Origin of the sequence: Georgenia ruanii, assembly GCF_009193175.1 — a bacterium.
Taxonomy (GTDB): domain Bacteria; phylum Actinomycetota; class Actinomycetes; order Actinomycetales; family Actinomycetaceae; genus Georgenia; species Georgenia ruanii.
On record NZ_VUKE01000002.1, the window covers coordinates 247,964 to 269,911 of the forward strand.

At 74.0% G+C, this 21,948-nt stretch carries 19 protein-coding genes; 8 read left to right on the top strand and 11 right to left on the bottom strand.

The features are described from left to right. Window positions 1-4 precede the first annotated feature (4 nt). On the bottom strand, window positions 5-1,027 hold the full coding sequence (locus tag GD880_RS04125; RefSeq protein WP_152230344.1) for a 4Fe-4S dicluster domain-containing protein: 1,023 nt from the start codon (window positions 1,025-1,027) through the stop codon (window positions 5-7). Then, window positions 1,024-1,731 carry a TorD/DmsD family molecular chaperone gene (locus tag GD880_RS04130; protein WP_152230345.1) on the bottom strand — a complete coding sequence of 236 codons (708 nt, stop codon included), beginning with the start codon at window positions 1,729-1,731 and terminating at the stop codon, window positions 1,024-1,026. Before GD880_RS04130 ends, GD880_RS04125 begins: the two co-directional genes overlap by 4 nt. A gap of 224 nt (window positions 1,732-1,955) precedes the next feature. Between GD880_RS04130 and GD880_RS04135 the strand changes: the two genes are divergently transcribed. The 3 genes from GD880_RS04135 to GD880_RS04145 all read left to right on the top strand — a co-directional run bounded on the left by GD880_RS04135 (window position 1,956) and on the right by GD880_RS04145 (window position 3,173). Continuing rightward, window positions 1,956-2,291, top strand: coding sequence for a DUF6457 domain-containing protein (locus tag GD880_RS04135; protein WP_152230346.1), 336 nt, complete (start codon window positions 1,956-1,958; stop codon window positions 2,289-2,291). Beyond that, on the top strand, window positions 2,288-2,752 hold the full coding sequence (locus GD880_RS04140; RefSeq protein WP_193314350.1) for a molybdenum cofactor biosynthesis protein MoaE: 465 nt from the start codon (window positions 2,288-2,290) through the stop codon (window positions 2,750-2,752). Before GD880_RS04135 ends, GD880_RS04140 begins: the two co-directional genes overlap by 4 nt. A gap of 100 nt (window positions 2,753-2,852) precedes the next feature. Further along, window positions 2,853-3,173: a carboxymuconolactone decarboxylase family protein gene (locus tag GD880_RS04145; RefSeq protein WP_152230347.1), complete on the top strand. Its 321-nt coding sequence runs from the start codon at window positions 2,853-2,855 to the stop codon at window positions 3,171-3,173. A 90-nt stretch (window positions 3,174-3,263) separates the two neighbouring features. Here the strand turns inward: GD880_RS04145 and GD880_RS04150 are convergent, their stop codons facing one another. The 6 genes from GD880_RS04150 to GD880_RS04175 form a co-directional block, all read right to left on the bottom strand. Further along, window positions 3,264-4,187 carry a dimethyl sulfoxide reductase anchor subunit family protein gene (locus GD880_RS04150; RefSeq protein ID WP_152230348.1) on the bottom strand — a complete coding sequence of 308 codons (924 nt, stop codon included), beginning with the start codon at window positions 4,185-4,187 and terminating at the stop codon, window positions 3,264-3,266. Window position 4,188: 1 nt separating this feature from the next. Continuing rightward, window positions 4,189-4,803: a DMSO/selenate family reductase complex B subunit gene (locus GD880_RS04155; protein WP_152230349.1), complete on the bottom strand. Its 615-nt coding sequence runs from the start codon at window positions 4,801-4,803 to the stop codon at window positions 4,189-4,191. Window positions 4,804-4,814: 11 nt separating this feature from the next. Next, window positions 4,815-7,262, bottom strand: coding sequence for a DMSO/selenate family reductase complex A subunit (locus GD880_RS04160; RefSeq protein WP_152230350.1), 2,448 nt, complete (start codon window positions 7,260-7,262; stop codon window positions 4,815-4,817). A gap of 352 nt (window positions 7,263-7,614) precedes the next feature. Then, window positions 7,615-7,905 (bottom strand): MoaD/ThiS family protein, encoded by a 291-nt coding sequence (locus GD880_RS04165; RefSeq protein WP_152230351.1) that lies wholly within the window; start codon window positions 7,903-7,905, stop codon window positions 7,615-7,617. 1 nt (window position 7,906) lies between these two features. After that, window positions 7,907-9,079, bottom strand: a complete 1,173-nt coding sequence (gene moaA / locus GD880_RS04170; RefSeq protein WP_152230352.1) for a GTP 3',8-cyclase MoaA — start codon at window positions 9,077-9,079, stop codon at window positions 7,907-7,909. 167 nt (window positions 9,080-9,246) lie between these two features. Beyond that, window positions 9,247-9,843 (bottom strand): GDSL-type esterase/lipase family protein, encoded by a 597-nt coding sequence (locus GD880_RS04175; protein ID WP_152230353.1) that lies wholly within the window; start codon window positions 9,841-9,843, stop codon window positions 9,247-9,249. 352 nt (window positions 9,844-10,195) lie between these two features. Between GD880_RS04175 and GD880_RS04180 the strand changes: the two genes are divergently transcribed. Together GD880_RS04180 and GD880_RS04185 are read left to right on the top strand one after the other, a co-directional pair. Next, window positions 10,196-10,420: a helix-turn-helix transcriptional regulator gene (locus tag GD880_RS04180; RefSeq protein WP_193314351.1), complete on the top strand. Its 225-nt coding sequence runs from the start codon at window positions 10,196-10,198 to the stop codon at window positions 10,418-10,420. 193 nt (window positions 10,421-10,613) lie between these two features. Further along, window positions 10,614-11,513, top strand: a complete 900-nt coding sequence (locus GD880_RS04185; RefSeq protein WP_193314352.1) for a type II toxin-antitoxin system HipA family toxin — start codon at window positions 10,614-10,616, stop codon at window positions 11,511-11,513. A gap of 187 nt (window positions 11,514-11,700) precedes the next feature. On the opposite strand, the gene GD880_RS04190 is transcribed toward GD880_RS04185, so the two are convergent. The 3 genes from GD880_RS04190 to GD880_RS04200 form a co-directional block, all read right to left on the bottom strand. Beyond that, entirely contained in the window at window positions 11,701-15,525 is a 3,825-nt protein-coding gene (locus tag GD880_RS04190) for a multifunctional oxoglutarate decarboxylase/oxoglutarate dehydrogenase thiamine pyrophosphate-binding subunit/dihydrolipoyllysine-residue succinyltransferase subunit (RefSeq protein ID WP_152230356.1), read from the bottom strand. Window positions 15,526-15,749: 224 nt separating this feature from the next. Next, window positions 15,750-16,820, bottom strand: a complete 1,071-nt coding sequence (locus tag GD880_RS04195; RefSeq protein WP_152230357.1) for a HAMP domain-containing sensor histidine kinase — start codon at window positions 16,818-16,820, stop codon at window positions 15,750-15,752. After that, window positions 16,813-17,550 carry a response regulator transcription factor gene (locus GD880_RS04200; protein ID WP_152230358.1) on the bottom strand — a complete coding sequence of 246 codons (738 nt, stop codon included), beginning with the start codon at window positions 17,548-17,550 and terminating at the stop codon, window positions 16,813-16,815. The genes GD880_RS04195 and GD880_RS04200 overlap by 8 nt, the downstream gene beginning before the upstream one ends. A 210-nt stretch (window positions 17,551-17,760) precedes the next feature. On the opposite strand from GD880_RS04200, the gene GD880_RS04205 reads away from it, so the two are divergent. The 3 genes from GD880_RS04205 (at window position 17,761) to GD880_RS04215 (ending at window position 21,707) form a co-directional block, all read left to right on the top strand. After that, entirely contained in the window at window positions 17,761-19,065 is a 1,305-nt protein-coding gene (locus GD880_RS04205) for a hemolysin family protein (RefSeq protein WP_152230430.1), read from the top strand. After that, window positions 19,062-20,105: a hemolysin family protein gene (locus tag GD880_RS04210; RefSeq protein ID WP_152230359.1), complete on the top strand. Its 1,044-nt coding sequence runs from the start codon at window positions 19,062-19,064 to the stop codon at window positions 20,103-20,105. The genes GD880_RS04205 and GD880_RS04210 overlap by 4 nt, the downstream gene beginning before the upstream one ends. 270 nt (window positions 20,106-20,375) lie before the next feature. Further along, window positions 20,376-21,707, top strand: a complete 1,332-nt coding sequence (locus GD880_RS04215; protein WP_152230360.1) for a M23 family metallopeptidase — start codon at window positions 20,376-20,378, stop codon at window positions 21,705-21,707. The last annotated feature ends 241 nt before the right edge of the window (window positions 21,708-21,948 follow it).

The window sequence follows — 21,948 nt, forward strand, 5'->3', positions numbered from 1 at the left end:
GGACTCAGCCGACGCGGTCGGCCCCCACGCGCGGGAGCGCCGAGCCGAACGGGCTCCGGCGTCGGAAGGTGCACACCGGGCACAGCCGCTCGCCCGAGGAGGTCGGGAAGAGCGTGCCGCAGCGCGCGCACGTCGTCGTCGTGAGCGTGGCGACCGGGGCGGGGTCGCCGGCGAGGACCCGGTCCCACGGCCACGCGCCGTCGACGGAGAGGGCTGACTCCGGGCACAGGTCCAGGCAGCGGCGGCAGCCGTCACACGCGGCGGGGTCCTGCAGCAGCGTGGTGAGCCCGCCGCCGTCCCGCACGCCCAGCGCGCCGGTGGGACAGGCGCGCACGCACACCCCGCAGGCGGTGCAGCCGCGGGCGCGCAGCCGCGGTGCCGGGCCGGGGAGCGCCGCGAGGCTCGGTGCCGCCGTGCCGCTCGACCCGGCCGGCGGTCCGGCCGTGAGGTCGGGCGCGGCCGCTCCCGGCGGGCCACCGTCCGACCCGCCCGGCTGTCCCACCCCGAGCGCGTGCAGCGCGGCGACGAGCCGCTCGTGGGCGGTGAGACCGCCGACGTCGGGCGCGGCGGCGGCGCCCAGGCCCAGCAGGCGGCGCCGGCTGACCGGCATGTGCGCGGCGTCGAGGACCGGCCGGCGACGGCGCCGCCCGGGCAACCGCAGGCCCTCGGGGGCCGCCGGCGGGGTGTCCTCGAGCCGCAGGCCCGCGACGCCGGCGGCGGCCAGGACGGTGGTCGCGCCCGCCAGGTGCGCCCGGACCTCCGCGGGCGCGCCGCAGCCGTCGAGGCGCAGCGTCACCGCCGCGCCCGCGGCGAGCAGCTCGACGAGCTCGTGCACCGCCACGGTCGCGGCGCAGGCGGTCAGCCGCACCACGGTCCGGCCGGCCGGACCGGCGGCGGGGTCGGGGTGCTCGGCGCAGGCGAGCTCGAGGTGGACCGGCTCGCCGGCCCGGCGCAGCCACGCCTGCACGCCGCCGAGCTCGGCGGGCCCGTCGGGAGCGGCGGGTGGAGCGGGGGGTGCCGCCGTCACGGCAGGAAGGCCTCCCGGGCGCGGGCGAGGGTGCCCAGACCCAGCGCGGCGACGCCCTGGAAGAAGTACGTCGCGGACCCCTCGGCGACCTGGGTGAGGCACCGTGGCGCCCACAGCAGCACGTGGTCGCGCAAGAACGCCACCAAGGCGCCGAGCACCCGGGCCAGCTCGCCGTCGTCGTCGGCCTCGAGGGCGTCGAGGCCCCGCACGCACAGGGTGGCCAGGAAGCCCAGCTCGAGGCCGATGTGGTCGTCCGGCTCCTGGTTCAGGCGCGGCGCGGCCAGCCCGAACTGCGCGTACGCGGCGCGCACCTGGAGGGTCTCGCGGTCGAAGACGAGGTGGTCGGGGGAGCGGTGCACCGACTCGTACGGCGGGGCCTTGAGCCGCTCGGGGCCGACGAACAGTCGGTTGTAGTCGCGGCGGACCGTCGCCTCGGCCTCCCGCGCGGCGGCCGACTCGCTCAGCAGCGCCACCCCGCGGAGGCACTCCGGGACGTCCGGCAGCGGCCACTGGGCGAGCAGCTCGGGGTCGCGCACCCGGCCCAGGACGGCGGCCGCGGGCGCGGCGACCAGCAGGCGCGAGAGCGTGGTGAACGCACCGGCGAAGCGGTCGAGCGTGTCGGCGAGGTCGGGGTCGGCGAGCAGCGGCGGACGGTGGCGGGCGGGCCCGTCCGGCGCGGCGGCGGGGCTGAGCGCGGCGCTCATGGGGCCCCCTTTCCTCAGGATGTGTGCCCCCATCCTCCCGTCCGCCGCGGCGGCCCGGCTGGGCCCTTCGGCCCCGCCGCTCCTGGGCCCTTCGGCCCCGCCGCTCCTGGGCCCTTCGGCCCCGCCGCTCCTGGGCCCTTCGGCCCCGACGGCGGCGGCGGGTCCCGGGCACGCTGTGCCACGATGACCGGGGGCCGCCGTCGCGGCCGGGAAGGAGCAGGAGCATGGCCCACGAACGTGACACCCGGGTGCGCGGGGACGAGGCGGAGAAGATGGCGGCGATGAACCGCTGGCTCGACGCGGTGTGCGCCGAGCTCGACGTGGACCGCGCCGTCCTCGACGCCAACTCGTCCGCGCTCCTCGCCCTCATCAGCGACGTCGCCCACGGCCCCAGCCGGCCCGGCGCGCCCGTGACGGCGTTCCTCGTGGGCCTGGCGGCGGCGCGCGCCGGCGGCGACGTCGCCGCCGCGGCCGGGGACCGCATCGCCCAGGTGCGGCGCCTGGTCGCCGCCTGGGAGACGCCGGGGCCGGCGGCGCCGGGCGAGGCGGCCGGCGCGTGAGCGAGCGCCCGGTGGACGCCTCCCGGCTCGCCCCGCCCGCCCGCCGGGTGGTCCTGGCCGAGGTCCGCGGCGGCCCGGTCGCCGTGGCCGAGTGCGCCGCCGCCGTCGAGGACGCGGCGGCCGGCGCCGTCGTGACCTTCGGCGGCGTCGTGCGCAACCACGACGCCGGCCGGGCGGTCACCGAGATCGAGTACGTCGGCCACCCCAGCGCCGGCGACGTCGTCGCGCAGGTGGCCGCCGACGTCGCGGACCGCTTCCCGGTCGACGCCGTCGCCGTCGTCCACCGCACCGGGACCCTGGCCGTGGGGGACGTGGCGCTCGCCGCCGCCGTCTCCGCCGCCCACCGGGCCGAGGCCTTCGCGGCGACGGCGGAGCTCGTCGAGGAGGTCAAGCGGCGCCTGCCGGTGTGGAAGCGCCAGGTCTTCCCCGACGGCTCGCACGAGTGGACCGGCAGCGCCTGACCGCGTGCGCCGTCCGCCGGGTTCCGCGCTCCTGTGTGGGCGCCGGCGGGTCTCGTGGGACCATGGCGACGCACTGCCGCCGTCAGACGAGGAGCCGGACATGCCCGAGCACCTGCCCGACGTGTACGTCAGCTTCCGCGAGCGGTTCACGGACATCGCTCGCCAGCAGGACGCCCTGGCGCGGGCGGTGGACGAGGCCGGCCCGCTGGACGAGAAGACCGCCCGGCTGGTCAAGCTCGGCATCGCCCTCGGTGCCCAGGCCGACGGCGCGGTCCGCTCGAACGTGCGCAAGGCGCTGGCCGCCGGGGCGACCGAGGCGGAGATCGAACAGGTGATCCTGCTCGGCCTGACCACGCGCGGGTTCCCCGCCACCGTCGCCGCCTGGAAGTGGATGCAGGAGGTCGTGGCGGAGCAGGCCTGACGCGCCCTGAGCCCGGCTCAGGCGCGCACCTCGGCGACACCGCGGCCCCGGCAGGAGCTCCTGCCGGGGCCGCGGTGTCGCCGAGGTGGGTCACATGCCGATGCGGATCATCGAGGCGTAGAACTGCGAGCGGCCGATGAGCTCCCCCAGCAGCACCAGGGCGAAGGCGCTGGTCGTGAGGACGGCGAGCGTGCGCGGGTTCGCCGTGGGGGAGGCCCGGCGCACCAGCAGCATCGTCAGCAGCCCGGCGCCGGCGAAGACGAGCACGAGCCGGGCGACGAACCAGGCGCCGGTGAACACCGCGGCCGAGCGGGCCGCGACCTCCCCGCCGCCGGAGAGGTTGGCGATGTGCAGCGGGATGACCAGGAACTCCACGCCGAGCAGCGCCACGGCGGCGATGCCCAGGCCCTTGAGGGTGCCGGTGAGCAGGTCCGCGGTGGCCGGTCGCGCCGTCGCCCCGGCCCCGCCCGCCCGGCGGCGCCACATCACGGTGCCCATGAACGCGGTGCCGACGGCGAGGGTGCCCAGCAGGAAGGCGGTGGTGAAGAACTGTGCCGGGGTGGCCCAGGTGTGCCAGGCCGGGACGGTGACGAGGCTGTAGTAGATCATCGACATCGACCACACCAGGCCCAGGCCGACGGCGGCGGTAAGCAGCGCGAGGGCCTGGCGCAGCCGGGTGGTGCCCCACTTGAACCACTGCGCCGCGGCGAAGAGGAACCCGAGGCCGGCGAAGCCGGTGCCGAAGACGATCTCGCGGGACAGCCACGAGTTGCCGACGTGGCGGATGACGTTGAGGGTGTGGGTGACGTCGTTCATGTGGAACATCGAGGCGACCAGCCCGAGGACCATGACCGGGCCGATGGCGTACAGGGCGGGGTCGGTGATCCTGTCCACCGCGGCGGTGCCGTAGCGGCGGGCGGCGGCCAGCTGGACGACGCCGAGGACGACGAAGGCGCCGACGCACATCTGGGCGGCGATGGTGAAGATCATCATCGGCAGTTCGGCGGTGTGCATGTCACAGCTCCTCGGGGTTGGCCACGGCGCCGGTGCCGGCGCCGGTGGGCTGGGCGTCGCGGTGGGGCACGATGACGAGGTTGGGGTGGGTCAGCGCCGGGTCGGGCAGCGGCTCGACGGCGGCGAGGTCGCCGTGCTCGGCGCGCAGCTCGTCGATGGGCCCCCAGCCCAGGGCCCGGGAGGGGCAGGCGGCGACGCAGGCGGGGTCCTCGCCCTCGGCGCGGTAGTCGGCGCACATGTCGCACTTGGACATGTGCCCGGTCTCGGGGTTGAACTGCGGCGCGGAGTAGGGGCAGGCCCACTCGCAGTAGCGGCAGCCGACGCACTTGTCCTCGTCGATGGTCACCACGCCGTCCTCGCCCTTGTGCATGGCGGTGGTGGGGCAGACCTCCACGCAGATGGGGTTGGTGCAGTGGTTGCAGGCGATGGAGGTGTAGTAGGCGAACACGTTGGGCACGAACGTGTCGCCGTGCTGCTGCCAGGTGCCGCCGGAGTACTCCGCGACGCGGCGCCAGGTCACGCCCACGGGCAGGTCGTTCTTGTCCTTGCAGGCCACCGAGCAGGCCTTGCAGCCGGTGCACAGGGTCTGGTCGAAGACGAAGCCGAGCTGGGTCATGGTCTCTTCCCTCAGGCCTTCTCGATGTTGACGAGTGTGGTGTGCTGGGCGTTGCCCTTGGCGATCGCCGTCGGCCGCCAGCTGGTCAGCGTGTTGACCGAGCCGCCGACGTCCACGCCCTTGGCGTCGGGGCGGTACCAGGCGCCCTGCGGCACCGAGACGACGCCGGGGGCGATGCGCGGGGTCACGCGCGCCGGGAGCTGGATGCGGCCGCGGTCGTTGAAGACCTGGACGACGTCGTCGTTGGCGATGCCACGCGCCTGGGCGTCCACCGGGTTGATCCACACCACCTGCGGGTGGGCCTCGCGCATCCAGTCGACGTTGCCGTAGGTGGAGTGGGTGCGCTGCTTGTAGTGGTGCCCGATGCACTGCAGCGGGTACGCGGCGTTCGCCCGCGCCTCCTCGGCGCCCTCCCACGTGGCGACGTGCTCGGGGATGGCGGTGATCTTGTCGCCCTCGGGCAGCTCCCAGGTCTTCGCCATCTCCCACAGCGGCGTGGAGAAGATCTCGATCTTGCCCGAGGGGGTGGTCAGCGGGTTGGCCACCGGGTCCGCGCGGAAGTCCTGGAGCCCGACGTAGCTCTCGCCCTTGACCTTCCACACGCCCATCTCGCGCAGCTCCTCGAAGGAGGGCAGCTCGGGGATGGCCTCGCGGCTCTCGTCGACCACCTGGCGCACCCAGTCCTCCTGGGTCTTGCCCTCGGTGAACTGCCGCTCGACCCCCAGGCGCCGGGCGATCTCGGTGCACATCTCGTAGGTGGTCTTGCAGTCGTACAGCGGCTCGATGACCTGGTCGGCGAGGATGGTGTAGCCCATGCTGCCGGCGCTGCCCTGCTGGACGACGTCGAGCTGCTCGGCGTTGGAGGCGTCGGGCAGGATGATGTCGGCGTAGCGGGCCGAGACGGTCATCTGGGTGTCGACGACGACGATGAGCTCGCACTTGGTGTCGTCCTCGAGCAGCTTCACCGTGCGGTTGATGTCGGCGTGCTGGTTGACCAGGGCGTTGCCGGCGTACTGCCAGATCATCTTGATCGGCACGTCGAGCTTGTCCTTGCCGACGACGCCGTCCTTGAGCGCGGTCATCTCCGGCCCGTGGTCGACGGCGTCGGTCCAGCCGAACACCGAGATCGACGTCTCCACGGGGTTCTCGGTGACCCACGGGTTGGCCATGGGCAGGGAGTAGGAGCCCTCCCGCTCGCCGGTCCCGCCGCCCGGGATGCCGATGTTGCCGGTCATCGCGGCGAGGGTGAAGATCGCCCGGGCCTGGTTCTCGCCGTTGGCGCTGCGCTGCGGGCCCCAGCCCTGGGTGATCGCGCACGGCTTGGCGCCGGCGATCTCCCGCGCGAGGCGGGTGATGGTGGCGGCGGGGACGCCGGTGATGGACGCCGCCCAGGCGGGGGTCTTCGGGGTCTTGTCCGGCCCGTCGCCCAGGATGTACGAGCGGTAGGAGTGGCCCGCCGGGATGCCCCCGGGCATGTGCTCCTCGTCGAAGCCCTGGCAGTAGGTGTCCAGGAAGGCCTGGTCGTGGAGCTTCTCGGTAATCATCACGTGGGCCAGGCCGGCCACCAGGGCGGCATCGGTGCCCGGGCGCACCGGCACCCACTCGTCGGCGACGCCCAGGGCGGTCTCGGTGTAGCGCGGGTCGATGACGATGGTGCGCACGCCGGTCGCCTTCTTCGTCTGCTGGGTGACGAAGGTCTCCCCGCCGCCGCTCATGCGCGTCTCGTGCGGGTTGTTGCCGAACATGACCTGGAGCTGGGAGTGCTTGGCATCGTCGAAGGAGTTCGACCCGATCCAGGACCCGAACGTGAACGGCGCAGCCTGCTCGATGTTCGCGGCGCTGTAGTCGCCGTAGTGGTTGAGGTAGCCGCCCACGCAGTTCATCAGTCGCGCGAAGGGCGTGGCGATCGGCGGCCAGCTGCAGGCGATGGTCCCGCCGATGGTGCCGGTGCCGTAGTTGAGGTAGATCGACTCGTTGCCGTAGTCCGTGATGAGCCGCTCGATGGTCCGGGCGATCTCGTCGAAGGCCTCCTCCCAGCTGATCTCCTCCCACTCGCCGGCGCCGCGGGCGGTGCCGGGCTTGCGGCGCATGGGGGTCTTGAGCCGGTCGGGGTTGTAGATGCGGTGGCGGATGGACCGCCCGCGCACGCAGGCACGGATCTGCTGGGTGCCGATGGCGTCGTCGCCGGTGTTGTCCGGCAGCACGCGCACGATCTGGCCGTCCTTGACCTCCATGCGCAGCGGACAACGGGAGCCGCAGTTGACCACGCACGCGGACCACACCGTCTTGTCCACGTCGCGCGCGGTGAGGGTGGCGGCGTTGGCGCGGCCCACCCCGGGGAGGACGCCGAGGGAGGCCCCGGCGCCGACGAGCGCGGCGCCGCCTCCCGCGGCGGCGGACCACTTGAGGAACGACCGGCGCGGGACCGTTCTCGGGCGAGACTGCTGGGTGGGAGGCATCGGGGGTCCTCTCGCGACGTTGGGGGCTTCGGTAACGCCCTCATCGTCGCGGGCCCGACCCCCCGGAATGGTGGGGCGATGGTCCCGGCCGAAATGTCATCACACCGTTGCGTAAATCGTTTCGGTGTCGAATTTGTCCCCGTTGTGGCCAGGCGCCCGCCGTCGTCGAGCGGGCGGGGAGATCGCGGTATGCCAGCGATTCGCCGCCTCGGCGGCGAAGGCGCGGCGCGGCGCAGGCCGCCGCATTCTTCCCGGTGCGGTGATGCATTCGGTGAACGGGGCCTGACATTCCTCCGGGAAAAAGGTGGGCCCCGCCGTCGGCGACGGCGAGGCCCGGGTTGGGGGACGGCGGTCAGCCGCCGGCGAAGGGCGGAAGGACGTCGACGGCGACCGTCGTGCCCGTCTCCGTCAGCCGGCGGTCGCGGTCCTCGCGCACGACGCCGTCGACGAGCAGCGAGGAGATGCTCAGGACGCGGGCGAGCGCCGGGCCGCGGGCCGTCAGTCCCGCCACGAGGTCGGCAGCGGTGGCGCCGTCGGGCAGGGCGACGTCCTCGGCGGCGGTGCCGGCGGCCTCGGCCGCCGCGGCGAAGTAGCGCACGCGGGCGATGAGGGTGGCCGTGCGGGCGGGGGCGGGAGTGGTCACGTCATCCTCCGATGGCACTCATGGGGCGCTGGGGCTGCAGGAAACCGGGGTCGTCGATGCCGTGGCCGGCGAGCTTGCCCCACATGGCGGTGCGCCACACGGCGGCGAGCTCGGCGTCGTCGGCGCCGCCGCGCAGCAGGGCGCGCAGGTCCGTCTCCGTGCGGGAGAACAGGCAGGTGCGGACCTGGCCGTCGGCCGTCAGGCGCGTGCGGTCGCACGCCCCGCAGAACGGCTGGGTCACCGAGGCGATGATGCCGACGGTGCCGGCGGGCAGGCCGTCCGCGGCGAGGACGTCGTACACCTCGGCCGGGGCGGCGCCGCGGGCGGCGGCGTCGCGGGGGAGCAGGGTGAAGCGCGCGCGGAGCAGCTCGAGGATCTCCGCCGCGGTGACCATGTCCCCGCGGTGCCACATCTCCGGCGGCCCGAGGGGCATCTGCTCGATGAAGCGCAGCTCGTAGCCGCGCCCGAGGGCGAAGGCGAGCAGGTCGGGCGCGTGGTGGTCGTTGAGGCCGCGCATGAGGACGGCGTTGATCTTCACCGGCGTCAGGCCCGCCTCGTCGGCGGCGGCGATGCCGGCGAGGACGTCGGGCAGCCGGTCGCGGCGGGCCAGGGTCGCGTAGGTCTGCCGGTCCAGGGAGTCCAGCGAGACGTTGACCCGGTTCAGGCCCGCCGCGGCCAGCGCGTGGGCCCGGTGGGCCAGGCCCAGCCCGTTGGTGGTCAGCGAGGTCTCCGGCACCAGGCCCTGGTCGGTGCGCAGCGCGCTGGTGGCGGCGACGATGCGCTCGAGGCCCTTGCGCAGCAGCGGCTCGCCGCCGGTGAAGCGCACCTCCCGGATGCCCAGGTGCTCGACGGCGACGGTGATGAGCCGGATGACCTCGTCGTCGGTGAGGACCTGCGGGGTGGGCAGCCAGTCGAAGCCCTCCGGCGGCATGCAGTACTCACAGCGCAGGTTGCACCGGTCGGTGAGGGACACGCGCAGATCGTGGGCGACGCGGCCGAAGCGGTCGACCAGCTGGGGGGTGTCCGGGCGGGCGGCGGCCCGCGGGTCGCCGCCGCGCTTGGCGGACGGCGTGGTGCCCGGCGCCGGGGCGGCGTCCGACGGCGCCGGGGCGGCGCCGGCGGGCGCGGGGGCGGCGGCGCCGCGGAGGCGGGGCAGCCCGAGCTCGACTGGCATTCCACCACTGTAGCCACCGTCACCTAGGACTTTCAGACGGGGAGCCGACGGCGGCGGGCCGCAGCCCGGGGTGCGCTTGTCTCCGGCGGGCCGCAGCCCGGGGTGCGCTTGTCTCCGGCGGGCCGCAGCCCGGGGTGCGCTTGTCTCCGGCGGGCCGGAGCCCGGGGTCAGCTGTCTTCGGGCAGGCCGAGCCAGCCGTGCCAGCCGTTGTGGAGCACGAGCCAGGCGAGCAGGCCGTACCCCGCCTGGCCGGGGTGGACGCCGTCGGAGGCGGCGACGTCCGCGTTCCACTGCTCGTGGGTGCGCAGCGGCTGGAAGGTCTCGACGTAGGGCACGTGCCGGCGCTGGCAGACGTCCGCGAAGGCGTCCGACAGCGCGGCGAGCGCCTCGCCGTCCAGATCCGTGCGCGGGGGCGGGCCGACGACGAAGCACCCGACCCGGGAGGCGGAGGCGGCGTCGAGGATGTTGGCGAGGTTGAGGCGGGAGCGGGCGAGGGAGAGGCCGTCCTCGAGGTCGGTGGCGCCCATTCCGAGCACGAGGCGGTTGTCCGCCATCGGGGTGAAGCGGCGCATGCACTCGGTCTCCCACCGGGCGGCGAGCTCGGTGGTGTTCTCGCCCGGGACGGGGAGCTGGGCGACGAAGGCCGGCTCCTCCGTGGGCGTGCGGGCCATGACCCGGCCCATCCAGCCGAGCGCCCGGGCGTCACCCATCCCGGCGCTGAGCTCGTCCCCGATCACGCAGATCCGTAGCTGGGCGTCGCCCAAGATCCCTCCTTCGCCGTCGTCCTCCCATCCTGCCCGGTGGCGGCGCGGGAGGCGGGGCGCCGCGCGGCGGTGTGGGTGAGATCGCCCGCGAGAGCGGCCGCCTCGGCACGGCGGGCGAGAACTGAACGGGTGCTGTCGGGCGACCGGCGCACCATGAGCGGTCCCTGTCGCCGCGGGCGCGAGGGGCGACCAGGGACTCAGTGCTGAGCCGCCGGCAGGTGATCGTTGGAAGCGAACCGCCAGGGGGCGGTGGGTCGAACGCTGGGGACCTGCGGCATGTACGGATATCACGACACATCCGCCAACGTCACGTTATCGTGACATGACTCCAGTGTCACGATATGCTGACACGGTGAAGCATGGTCCCGTACACACCCCTGCCGACCTGGGCCGCATCATCCGCGATGCGCGGCTGGAGGCGGAGATGACGCAAGAGGAGTTCGCCGACGAGCTGGGCGTCTCCCGCCAGTACATCTCCCAGCTCGAGAGCGGCAAGAGCTCGCTGCACGTCACTCGCCTGTTCAGCTGTCTCCGGCTGCTCGGTGTCCGCCTCGAAGCGCGCTGGGGCGAGGCGTGAGTCGCGGCCACCTGGAGGTGCACCTGTACGGCACCCACATCGGCGACATGACCCTTTCGGCCTGCTGTACCACTACGGCCGCGACACGATCGGGGCCCTCGACATCCGCCGGCCGGGCGAGCCGGAGGAAGCCGGCCAGTTGCGCCCCGCCTCGGAGGGCGACATCCGGGCGCTGCTGACGAGCTCGCCGGACGTGAAGGCCGACATCTACGGGCGTGTATCCCGGACGTCGCTTCCGGGTCTGCAACCGAAGGTGGGTCTCACGCTCACGCCGGCGGGCTGGGCCCTTCCGGGTGGCGGAGCGTTGTCGACCCACATCGTCAAGCTCGGCGCCGGGCCCGACACCGTGGCGGCTGACGTCATCGACACTGAGGTCGCCGTGCTCGACCTGGCCCGCCGAGCCGGATTCGAGGCCCCGCGTGCGTGGATCGAGTCGTTCGCGGGGGCCCGGGCCATCGTCGTCGAGCGGTTCGACCGCAAGGTGGCAGAGGAGGGGGTCGGCCGCATCCATCAAGAGGATGGGGCACAGGCGCTCGGGCTCAACACCGAGGACCTGGACCGGAAGTTCCAGCGCGGCGGGCGCGACCTGCCCTCGTGGCGGGCGCTGGCAGCGGTGCTCACCGACTCATTCTCCGAACCGGACGGGCTGCTGCGGCTGGTGACGTTCAAGCATGCGGTCGGCGACGTCGACTTCCATGCCAAGAACGTCTCGTTCCTGCGCCGCCCGGACGGCTCGATCAAGGTGGCGCCCGTGTACGACAGCGCCATGCACATGCACGAGCCCAGCGGCCACGACGGGCGCAGCGCGATCGAGATCAACGGCAAGTCCGACATGGATGCCATCGCCGCCGCCGACCTGGTCGCCGAGGCGGTCTCATGGCCGATCCCGGAGCGCCGAGCGCAGCGCATCGTCGCGCAGACCCTCGAGCGCCTCGTGGTGGCGCTGGACGAGATCTCCCCGTCCGACCATCCCGGTGTCGGCGACCGAGCCTGGAGGGTCGTGCGTGATCGCGCCGACCGGCTCTCGGCGGAGTCGCTCAAGACGGCGAAGACGATGACGAAGAGGAATGTGTCCAGACCGATCCGCGGCTGAAGCCGGGCGACGGACCATGGTTCCGAGCCGGCATCCCCACGTCGCCTCGGCAGGAGGCCTTGGTGCGCGCGTGCTCGGGCGCGGACAGACGAAGGGCCGGGCCGGACATGTCGTCCGGCCCGGCCCTCCGCTGGTCACGGAGATGCTGTCTCAGCGAGGAGATGACATCTCACGACGCTTCTGGCGGTCAGCGGGCGAAGGCCCGGTCCATGAGCTCGCCGTTCTCCTCCACGTGCCGCTTGTGCGACCCGGTCGACGGTGAGGCCGCCTCCGGGCGGGAGACCACCCCCAGCGACCGCCCGGCGAGCGCGCCCGGCAGGTGGTCCGAGACGTAGGTCCACGGCCCCTGGTTCTCCGGCTCGTCCTGGACCCACACCAGCTCGGCGTTCGGGAACTTCGCCAGCTCCTCGGCGATCTGGCCGTGCTCGAGCGGGTAGAGCTGCTCGAGGCGGACGATGGCGACCGTGGGGTCTTCGTCCTTGAGCCGGCGGGCGGCCAGGTCGTAGTAGACGCGGCCGGAGCACAGCAGGACGCGCCGGACCTGCTCGGCGCCGTCGCGCACCCGCTGCTCCACCTCGCCGATGACCGGGCGGAAGGTGCCCTCGGTGAAGTCCTCCACCGCGGACGCCGCGGCCTTCAGGCGCAGCAGCTGCTTGGGGGAGAACACGATCAGCGGCTTGCGCGGGCGGGCGTAGGCCTGCCGGCGCAGCAGGTGGAAGTGGTTGGCCGGCGTCGACGGCTGCGCCACCACCATGTTCTCCTCCGCGCACAGCTGCAGGTACCGCTCGATGCGGGCGGAGGAGTGGTCCGGGCCCTGCCCCTCGTATCCGTGCGGCAGCAGCAGCACGAGGGAGGAGCGCTGGCCCCACTTCTGCTCGGAGGAGGAGATGAACTCGTCGATGACGATCTGCGCGCCGTTGGCGAAGTCGCCGAACTGCGCCTCCCACAGCACCAGGGCGTCCGGGCGCTCGACCGAGTACCCGTACTCGAAGGCCATGGCCGCGTACTCGCTCAGCGAGGAGTCGTAGATCCAGAACTTCGCCTGGTCAGGGGTGAGGTACAGCAGCGGGGTCCACTCGTCACCGGTGCGGTGGTCGTGGAGGACGGCGTGGCGCTGGGTGAAGGTGCCGCGGCGGGAGTCCTGGCCGGCCAGGCGCACCGGGGTGCCCTCCATGAGCAGCGAGCCGAAGGCGAGGATCTCGCCGAAGCCCCAGTCGATGCCGCCCTCGCGGGACATCAGCTCGCGCCGCTCGAGGAGCTTGCGCAGCTTGGGGTGGACGTCGAAGCCCTCCGGCGGGCGCACGTGCGCCTGGCCGATGCGCTCGAGGACCTCGGCGGGCACGGCGGTGCGCCAGCCCACCATCGTCCCGGCGTCCTCGTGCTGGGACTCGGGCCGCTCCAGCCCCTGGACCTGCTCGCCCGACTCCGGCGGGGTCCACCCGCCCTCGCGGGTCTCGGTGAAGGCCCGCTCGAGCTCGCGCTGGTAGTCCTGCAGGGCCGCCTTGGCCTGCTCCTCGGTGAGGTCGCCGCGGCCGACGAGGGACTCGGTGTACAGGGCCCGCACCGAGCGCTTGTTCTCGATGAGGGAGTACATCACCGGCTGGGTCATCGAGGGGTCGTCGCCCTCGTTGTGCCCGCGGCGGCGGTAGCACACCATGTCGATGACGACGTCCTTGTGGAAGCGCTGGCGGTACTCGAACGCCAGCTCCGCCACCCGGGCCACCGCCTCCGGGTCGTCCCCGTTGACGTGGAAGACCGGGATCTGCAGGCCCTTGACGATGTCGGTGGCGTAGTAGGACGACCGCGAGCTCGACGGGCCGGTGGTGAAGCCGATCTGGTTGTTGACGATGATGTGCACCGTGCCGCCGGTGCGGTAGCCGCGCAGCTGGGACAGCTGCAGCGTCTCGGTCACCACGCCCTGGCCGGCGAACGCGGCGTCGCCGTGGATCATCACCGGCATGACGGAGAAGCCCTGCTCGCCCAGGTCGATCCGGTCCTGCTTGGCGCGCACCACGCCCTCGATGACGCCGTCGGCGGCCTCGAGGTGGGAGGGGTTCGCGGCGAGGTAGACCTTGGTCTCGACCCCGTCCGGCGCGGTGAACTTCCCGACCGTGCCGAGGTGGTACTTCACGTCGCCGGAGCCCTGGACCGTGCGCGGGTCCTGGTTGCCCTCGAACTCGGAGAAGATCTGCCGGTAGGACTTGCCCGCGATGTTCGCCAGCACGTTGAGCCGGCCGCGGTGGGCCATGGCGATCCCGACCTCGTCCAGGCCCTCCTGGGCGGCGCCGGTGAGCAGCACGTCCAGCAGCGGGATGAGGGACTCGCCGCCCTCGAGGGAGAACCGCTTCTGGCCGACGTACTTCGTCTGCAGGAAGGTCTCGAACGCCTCGGCGGCGCCGAGCTTCTTGAGGATCTGCAGCTGCTGCTCGCTCGACGGCTTGGCGTAGGGCCGCTCCAGGCGGTCCTGGAACCACTGGCGCTGGGTGCGGTCGGCGATGTGCATGTACTCGATGCCGACCGTGCGGCAGTACGCGTCGCGCAGCTGGTTGAGGATGTCGCGCAGGCTGGCGCGCGCGGTGCGGCCGAACCCGCCGGTGGGGAACTGGCGCTCGAGGTCCCACAGCGTCAGCCCGTAGTTGGTGATGTCCAGGTCCGGGTGCCGGCGCTGACGGTAGGCCAGCGGGTCGGTGTCGGCGATGAGGTGCCCGCGGGAACGGTAGGCGTGGATGATCTCCGCGATCCGCGCCGGCTTGCCCAGCTCGTTGTCCGGGCTGTACTCGACGTCCTGCATCCAGCGCACGGGCTCGTAGGGCACGCGCAGCGAGGTGAAGACGCGGTCGTAGAAGCCGTCGGTGCCGAGCAGCTTGGTCTCGATGATCTTGAGGAACTCGCCCGACGCCGCGCCCTGGATGATGCGGTGGTCGTAGGTCGAGGTGAGGGTGAGGACCTTCGAGACGCCCAGCCGCGCGAGCGTGGCGGGGGAGGACCCGGCGAACTCGGCCGGGTAGTTCATCGCGCCGACGCCGATGATCGTCCCCTGGCCCTTCATGAGGCGCGGGATGGAGTGCACGGTGCCGATGCCGCCGGGGTTGGTCAGCGAGATCGTCGTCCCGGCGTAGTCCTCCAGCGTCAGCTTGTTGTTGCGCGCCTTGCGGACGAGGTCCTCGTACCCGGCCCAGAACTGGGCGAAGTCCATCTCGTCGGCGGCCTTGACGGAGGGCACCACGAGGGAGCGGGTGCCATCCGGCTTGGGCAGGTCGATGGCCAGGCCGAAGTTGACGTGCGCGGGCTGGAAGACGGCCGGCTTGCCGTCCTCGGTCTGCGCGTAGGAGTAGTTCATGTCCGGCATCTCGGCCAGCGCCTCGACCATGGCGAAGCCGATGAGGTGCGTGAAGGAGATCTTCCCGCCGCGCGAGCGCGCCAGGTGGTTGTTGATGACGATCCGGTTGTCGATCATCACCTTGGCCGGCACGGCCCGCACGGACGTGGCGACCGGCACCTCGAGGCTGGTCTCCATGTTCTGCACGGTGCGGGCGGCGACGCCGCGCAGCTTGACCGTCTCGTCCTGGGTCTCGGGGTGCACCGCCGCGGCCCGGGTCGCGGCGAGCCGCTCGGCGTAGGGCGACGTCGGCGGCTGGGCGGCCACCGGCGGGGCCGGCGGCAGGTCGGCCCGCACGGTCTCGGTGGCCGGCTGCTGGGACCGGGCGTCGACGTGCAGGCCGGGCTCGCGGGTGACCGCGGCGTCCGGGCGGCTGACCGGCGCCGCGTCGGCCGGGGCACCGGGGTCGCCGGGGGCCGGCCGGCTCGCCGGCGGCGCGGCCGGGGCCTGACGGGCGGGGGAGGTGGTGGTGGCAGTGCCGCCGTTGCCGCCGCCGTCGTAGTCCTCGAAGAAATCCCACCACGCGGGATCGACGGACTTCTTGTCCTTGCGGTACTTCTCGTAGAGCTCCTCGATGAGCCATTCGTTGGCGCCGAAAGCAGCCATGGGGTCGTGGTGTTCCTGCGTGGACACTCGGAGATCGCCCTCTTCCAGGGGGTGTGACGAAGATCCCTACAACCCTAGGCGATCTGCGCTCCGGACCTCGCATCGACGGCCCGCTTCCAGGGGTTTTCGGGCGCTCTCGGGGGGCAGTGCGGGGGCGGGACCAAGCGGGGGTCAAGCCGTCGTCACAAGTGACTAGGACCTTGGTCCGGGGTCGGTGTGGGCGGTCGGTCGGCCCCGCCGGGCTCGGCGCGTCAGCCCTGCCGGTCCGCCCGCGGGCCCCGCGCGGGCAGCCGCACCCGGATCGTCGCGCCCTCGCCCGGCGCGGAGTCGACGACGGCGATGGTGCCCCCGTGCAGGGAGACCGCCCACCGGGCGATGGCGAGCCCCAGCCCGGTGCCGCCGGTGGCCGGCCCGGTGCCCGTGGTGCTGCCGCGCTGGAAGCGGCCGAAGATGCGTTCGCGCTCGGCGGCGGGGACGCCGTCGCCCTGGTCCACGACGTCGATGACCACGTCCTGGCGCCGGGCGCCGAGCCCGGCGCGCACCGTGACCTCGGAGCCGGGCGGGGTGTGCCGGGCGGCGTTGTGCAGGAGGTTGGCCAGCACCTGCGACAGCCGCGCGGCGTCGGCGCGCACCCGCAGGTCCGGCGGGGTGACCTGGACGCGCCAGCGCACGTCCCGGCCCGCGGCCCGGGCCGCGCCGGCGACCTGCTCGACCACGTCGTCGACGAGCTCGCGCACCGCGAGGTCGGCGAGGTCCAGGCCGACCGCGCCCGCCTCCAGCCGGGACAGGTCCAGCAGGTAGGTGACCAGCTCGCCCAGCCGCTCGGTCTGGGCCAGGGCGGCGCCCAGCGTGGCGGCGTCGGCGGGCACGACGCCGTCGACCATGTTCTCCAGCTGCGCACGCAGGGCCGCCACCGGGGTGCGCAGCTCGTGCGAGACGTTGGCGACCATCTCGCGGCGCAGCCGGTCCTCGGAGGCCAGGTCGTCCGCCATGGAGTTGAACGCCTCGGCGAGCTGACCGACCTCGTCACGGCTGGTGGCCCGCACGCGCCGGGAGTAGTCCCCGCGCGCCATCGCCCGCGCGGCCGCCGTCATCTCGCGCAGCGGGGAGGTCATGCCCCGGGCCAGGACCTGGGTGAGCACGAGCGCGCCGACGATGGCCAGCGGGAACGTCCGCGAGGGCCCCAGGTGGTGGTACAGCCCGATCCACGTGAGGAACGCCGCCGCGCTCACCGTGGCGGCGACGAGCACGCCGAGCTTGGTCTTGATGGACCGCAGCCGGTCCAGCGGGCGCGGCACCAGCCGGCCCACGCCCTCACGCATCGCGGACGGGGGCCGGCCGGGTCGGCTCCAGGGCGTAGCCGACGCCGTGGACGGTGCGCACGAGGTCGGCGCCGAGCTTGCGGCGCAGCGCCTTGACGTGGGAGTCCACCGTGCGGGTGCCCGAGGCGTCGACCCAGTCCCACACCTCCTCGAGGAGCTGCTCGCGGCTGAGCACGCTGCGCGGGCGCCGGGCCAGGCACACCAGCAGCTCGAACTCCGTCGGCGTGAGGTGCGCCTCGCGGCCCCCGCGGGCGACGCGGTGCTGGTCGGTGTCGATGACGAGGTCGCCCAGGACGAGCGGGGTGCGGGGGTCCGGCCCGGCCTCGGCGCGCGTGCGCTCCCGCTCCACCCGGCGCAGCAGCGCCTTGAGGCGGGCGACGAGCTCGCGCATGGAGAAGGGCTTGGTCATGTAGTCGTCGGCGCCCACGCCCAGGCCCGCGAGCATGTCGGCCTCGTCGTCGCGGGCGGTGAGCATGAGCACCGGCACCGCCCGCTCGGCCTGGATGCGCCGGCACACCTCCAGCCCGTCCAGCCCCGGGAGCATGACGTCGAGGACGACGACGTCGGGCGCCGCCGACCGCGCGGCGGCGAGGGCGGCCGGGCCGTCCACCGCCAGGTGGACCCGCCAGCCCTCGGCCTCGAGACGGTGGGCGATCTGGGTGGCGATGTCCGGCTCGTCCTCGACGACGAGGACCGCCGGCGTGACCGGTCCCTGCGGCGCTGTGCTCATGGGCCGAAGCGTGGCACACCGGCCCGCGCGGGACCTGGACGACGGGACCTCCCGTGCCGGGGCTGCCCGCCCTCGTAGAATCTCCCTCACCATGCGACGCTCCCGCCGCGGTCGACATTGCGACCCTCCTGATCCCGCCCGACCCGCCGCCCCGACCGCCGGCCGCCCCGCGCGCCGCGCTGCCGCCCTCCCGCCCGGGGGTGCGGCGTGCTGACCGAGTGGTTGCTCGTCCTGCTCGGCGTCGTCCTCACCGCCGGCACCGCCGTGTTCGTCGCCGCGGAGTTCGCCCTCGTCGCGCTCGACCCGGGCACCGTCGAGGGCCGGGCCGCGGCCGGGGACCGGCGCGCCGCCCGGGTGAGCCGGGCCCTCAAGCGGCTGTCCCTGGAGCTCTCCGGCGCCCAGGTGGGCATCACGCTCACCACCATCCTGCTCGGCTACACCACCCAGTCGGCGCTGGCCGCCCTGCTCGTCGGCCCGCTGGGCGACGCCGGGCTCGCCCAGGCCGCGGCGACCGCCACCGCCGTCGTGCTCTCGCTGGTCGCGGTCAACACCTTCTCGATGGTCTTCGGCGAGCTGGTGCCCAAGAACCTCGCGCTGGCCGACCCCCTCGCCACCGCCGGCCTCGTCGCGCCCGTGCAGGCCGGGTTCACCCGCGCGCTGCGCCCGCTCATCACCGCGCTCAACGACTCCGCCAACGCGATCCTGCGCCGCTTCGGCGTCGAGGCGGCCGAGGAGCTCTCCGGCGGCCGCTCCGCCTCCGAGCTCGCCGCGCTCGTGCGCCGCTCCGCCGAGCAGGGCACCCTCGACGTCTCCACCGCCACCCTGCTCACCCGCTCCATCGGGCTGGGCGCGCTGACGGCGGTGGACGTCATGACCGACCGCACGCGGCTGCACACCCTCACCCGCGCCCAGAGCGCGGCGGACGTCGTCGCCCTCGCCCGCGCCACGGGCCACTCCCGCTTCCCGGTCATCGGCGACGACAGCGACGACATCGTCGGGCTCGTCCACCTGCGCCGGGCCATCGCCGTGCCGTACGAGCGGCGCGGCGAGGTGCCGGTGGCGTCGTCGTCCCTCACGGTCCCCGCCCCGCGGGTGCCCGAGACCCTCGCCCTGGCCCCCCTGCTGGTCCAGCTGCGCGACTCCGGGCTGCAGATGGCCGTCGTGGTCGACGAGTACGGCGGCACCTCCGGCGTGGTCACCCTCGAGGACGTCGTCGAGGAGATCGTCGGCGACGTCGCCGACGAGCACGACCGCCGCCGCTCCGGGGTGCACGCCGGGCCGGGCGGGACCTGGGTGGTCCCCGGCGTGCTGCGCCCCGACGAGCTCGGCCACAAGACCGGGCTGTGGGTGCCCGACGACGGCCCGTACGAGACCCTCGGCGGGCTCGTGATGGACCGGCTCGGGCGCGTGCCGCGCGCCGGGGACGAGGTCCGGGTGGCCGGCGCCGTCCTGCACGTCGAGCAGATGGACGGCCGTCGGGTCGACCGCCTGCGGGTGTGGCCGGAGGCGGCATGAGCACCTCCACCGCCCTGCTCGTGGGCCTGCTGCTGCTTGCCGGCAACGCCTTCTTCGTCGGCGCCGAGTTCGCCGTCATGTCCGCCCGCCGCAGCCGGGTCGAGCCGCTGGCCGAGCGCTCGCGGGCGGCGCGCACCGTGCTGTACGCGATGGAGAACGTCACCCTCATGCTCGCCTGCGCGCAGCTCGGGGTGACCTTGTGCTCCACCGGGCTGGGCGCCGTCGCCGAGCCGGCCATCGCCGGCCTGGTCGAGGCGCCGCTGGTGGCGGTCGGCCTGCCCGCCGGCGCCTCGCACGTCGTCGGCTTCACCCTCGCCCTGGCCCTCGTCGTGTACCTGCACGTGGTGATCGGCGAGATGGTGCCCAAGAACCTGTCGGTGACCTCCCCGGAGCGCGCGGCGCTGCTGCTCGCCCCGCCGCTCGTCGCGCTGTCGAAGGTGCTCCACCCGGTGATCGCCGGCCTCAACTGGTTCGCCAACGTCTTCCTGCGCCTCGTCGGCGTCGAGCCGAAGGACGAGGTCGCCTCGGCCTTCACCGCCGAGGAGGTGGGCGCGATCGTCGAGCGCTCGCGGGCCGAGGGGGTGCTCCAGGACGACCTCGGGCTGCTCACCGGGGCGCTGGAGTTCTCCGCGGAGACCGCCTCCCGGGTCATGGTCCCGCTGGCCTCGCTGGTGACCCTGCCGCTGGGCTGCACCCCCGAGGAGGTCGAGCGGGAGGTGGCCCGCACCGGCTACTCCCGCTTCCCGCTGGTCGGCGAGGCGGGCGAGCTGGCCGGGTACCTGCACGTCAAGGACGTCCTCTACGCCGACGACGATGCGCGCGCCCGCCCGGTGCCCTCCTGGCGGGTGCGGGCGCTGGCGTCGGTGGCGCCGGCGGACGAGGTCGAGGACGCGCTCGGGGCGATGCAGCGCTCCGGGGCGCACCTGGCGTCCGTGGTCGACGACGGCGCCGTCGTGGGCGTCGTGTTCCTCGAGGACATCCTCGAAGAGCTCGTCGGCGAGGTGCGCGACTCGATGCAGCGGGAGCAGTCCCGCGGCTGACCGCGGGTCGTCGTTTCGCGGCGGCCGACCGTGGATGTGACGTGCACCACACATTCGGGACCGATGTCGTCCTTTGCGGTTGTCCGGGTAAAGCTCCAGGTGGCGGGCTTGTCAGCGCCCTGGCTCGGTTGTGCACAGGTTTTGGACTCACATGTTTGTCGTCCGTTACTGTTCCGTGACAAGCCACCCCTCGGGGCTCGCCCCGACCGTAGTTCCGCTCGGCCTCCGGCCGAGTTCCCTCCGGAGGTCGTACGAATGTCAGGTCCTGCTGTGCCCGCACCACAGGCACCGCTGACCCGTCGACAGATCCGTGAGGCGGAACGCGCCCGGGAGGCCGCCGCGCCCGCGCCGGCCTCTACGCCGGCCCCGGCCCCGGCCGCGGCCGCCGCCGCGACGCCGTTCCCGACCCGCAGCAGCCTCCGGGCGGCCGAGCGCGCCCGGGCCGCCGCGGGCGCGGGCCACGAGGCTGTCGCTGCCGCCCCCGCCGTGGCTGCCGCCGGTACACCCGCCGAGGCGGCCGCCGCCGACGCCCCGCACGCCGCCGCCGCCCCGACGCCGGCCGGTGCGCCGCCGGCGCCCGCGCAGGCCGTCCGCACCCGCGCCGCCGCCCGCCGCGCCGGGCAGGAGGCGGTCAGCCGGCCGGACCCCGCGGACGCCGGAGCGCCGCCGGTTGGGGAGCAGGAGCTCACCGCCGGGTCGGCGCCGTCCGCCGAGCGGGCCGACCGCACCCCTACCGAGGTGCTGATCCACCAGTCGCACACCCGCCCGGCCGCGAGCCGGCGGGCGCTGCGCGAGCACGCCGCCCACCCCGTCACGCACGGTCGCACCCGTGGCTGGGCACCGCGCGCCGCCGTCCTCGGCGCCCTCGGGGCGCTGACCATCGTGGCGCCGCTGACCGGGCTGGCCGGGCCGGACGAGGCCTCCTCGGCGCAGGCGCTGACCGCGGTCGACACCGAGGCCAGCCTGCTCGACCTGCTGGACGCCCAGTCCGCCGCCACCGCGCTGGCCGCCGCGCCGGCCAGCCTGCTCGCCGACCCCGGCGCGGCCAGCCGCGCCGCCGCGCTGCAAGCCTCCCGGGCGGACGACCGCGACGCCCTCACGTGCACCCCTGACGGCGCGAACGGCGTGCGCGCCGCGGTGACCGAGCGCGAGACACAGGTGGTCATGCCGGTCGCGGCCGGCGCCTACCGCCTGTCGTCCTCCTACGGCTACCGCAACAGCCCGTTCACCGGCTACAGCATGCACCTGGGCGAGGACTTCTCCGCCCCGCTGGGCACCGCCATCCACGCCGTCGCCGACGGCACCGTCGACTACGTCGGGGTGGGCAAGGACGGCCGCTCGAGCATGCTCGTCGTCCTCAAGCACGAGATCGGCGGCCAGACCTTCTACAGTTGGTACGTCCACATGTACCCCAACGGCATCCACGTCCGGGAGGGCCAGCAGGTCCGCGCCGGGGACGTCATCGCCGAGGTCGGCAGCAACGGCAACTCCACCGGTCCGCACCTGCACCTCGAGATCCACGCCGCCGACGACAAGACCACACTCGACCCGCTGACCTGGCTCAAGGAGCACGGCGCCGTCGACGTCGCCGCGCTCTGCTGACGAGCGCCCTCGACGCTCCTTCACTCGCGCGCGCCGCTCGACGACGGCGTTACCTCGCGCCACCTCGACGACGGCGTCACCTCGCGCCACTTCGACGACGGCGCCACGTCGGCGACGGTGCCACCCGAGACCCGCCCCCGCTGGTGCGCCCCCACACATCCGGTCCGGCGGAGGCCACCGCGGCGTCCACCTCCGCGCCCCGCCTCTGCGGAGGGCAATCGTCCGGAAGGTGGGTGAGGCG

Coding starts and splice junctions, on each gene's coding strand:
- GD880_RS04130 (WP_152230345.1), bottom strand. CDS start 1,731: ATGAGCGCCGCGCTCAGCCCCGCCGCCGCGCCGGACGGGCCCGCCCGC.
- GD880_RS04135 (WP_152230346.1), top strand. CDS start 1,956: ATGGCCCACGAACGTGACACCCGGGTGCGCGGGGACGAGGCGGAGAAG.
- GD880_RS04145 (WP_152230347.1), top strand. CDS start 2,853: ATGCCCGAGCACCTGCCCGACGTGTACGTCAGCTTCCGCGAGCGGTTC.
- GD880_RS04150 (WP_152230348.1), bottom strand. CDS start 4,187: ATGCACACCGCCGAACTGCCGATGATGATCTTCACCATCGCCGCCCAG.
- GD880_RS04155 (WP_152230349.1), bottom strand. CDS start 4,803: ATGACCCAGCTCGGCTTCGTCTTCGACCAGACCCTGTGCACCGGCTGC.
- GD880_RS04160 (WP_152230350.1), bottom strand. CDS start 7,262: ATGCCTCCCACCCAGCAGTCTCGCCCGAGAACGGTCCCGCGCCGGTCG.
- moaA (WP_152230352.1), bottom strand. CDS start 9,079: ATGCCAGTCGAGCTCGGGCTGCCCCGCCTCCGCGGCGCCGCCGCCCCC.
- GD880_RS04195 (WP_152230357.1), bottom strand. CDS start 16,820: ATGCGTGAGGGCGTGGGCCGGCTGGTGCCGCGCCCGCTGGACCGGCTG.
- GD880_RS04200 (WP_152230358.1), bottom strand. CDS start 17,550: ATGAGCACAGCGCCGCAGGGACCGGTCACGCCGGCGGTCCTCGTCGTC.
- GD880_RS04210 (WP_152230359.1), top strand. CDS start 19,062: ATGAGCACCTCCACCGCCCTGCTCGTGGGCCTGCTGCTGCTTGCCGGC.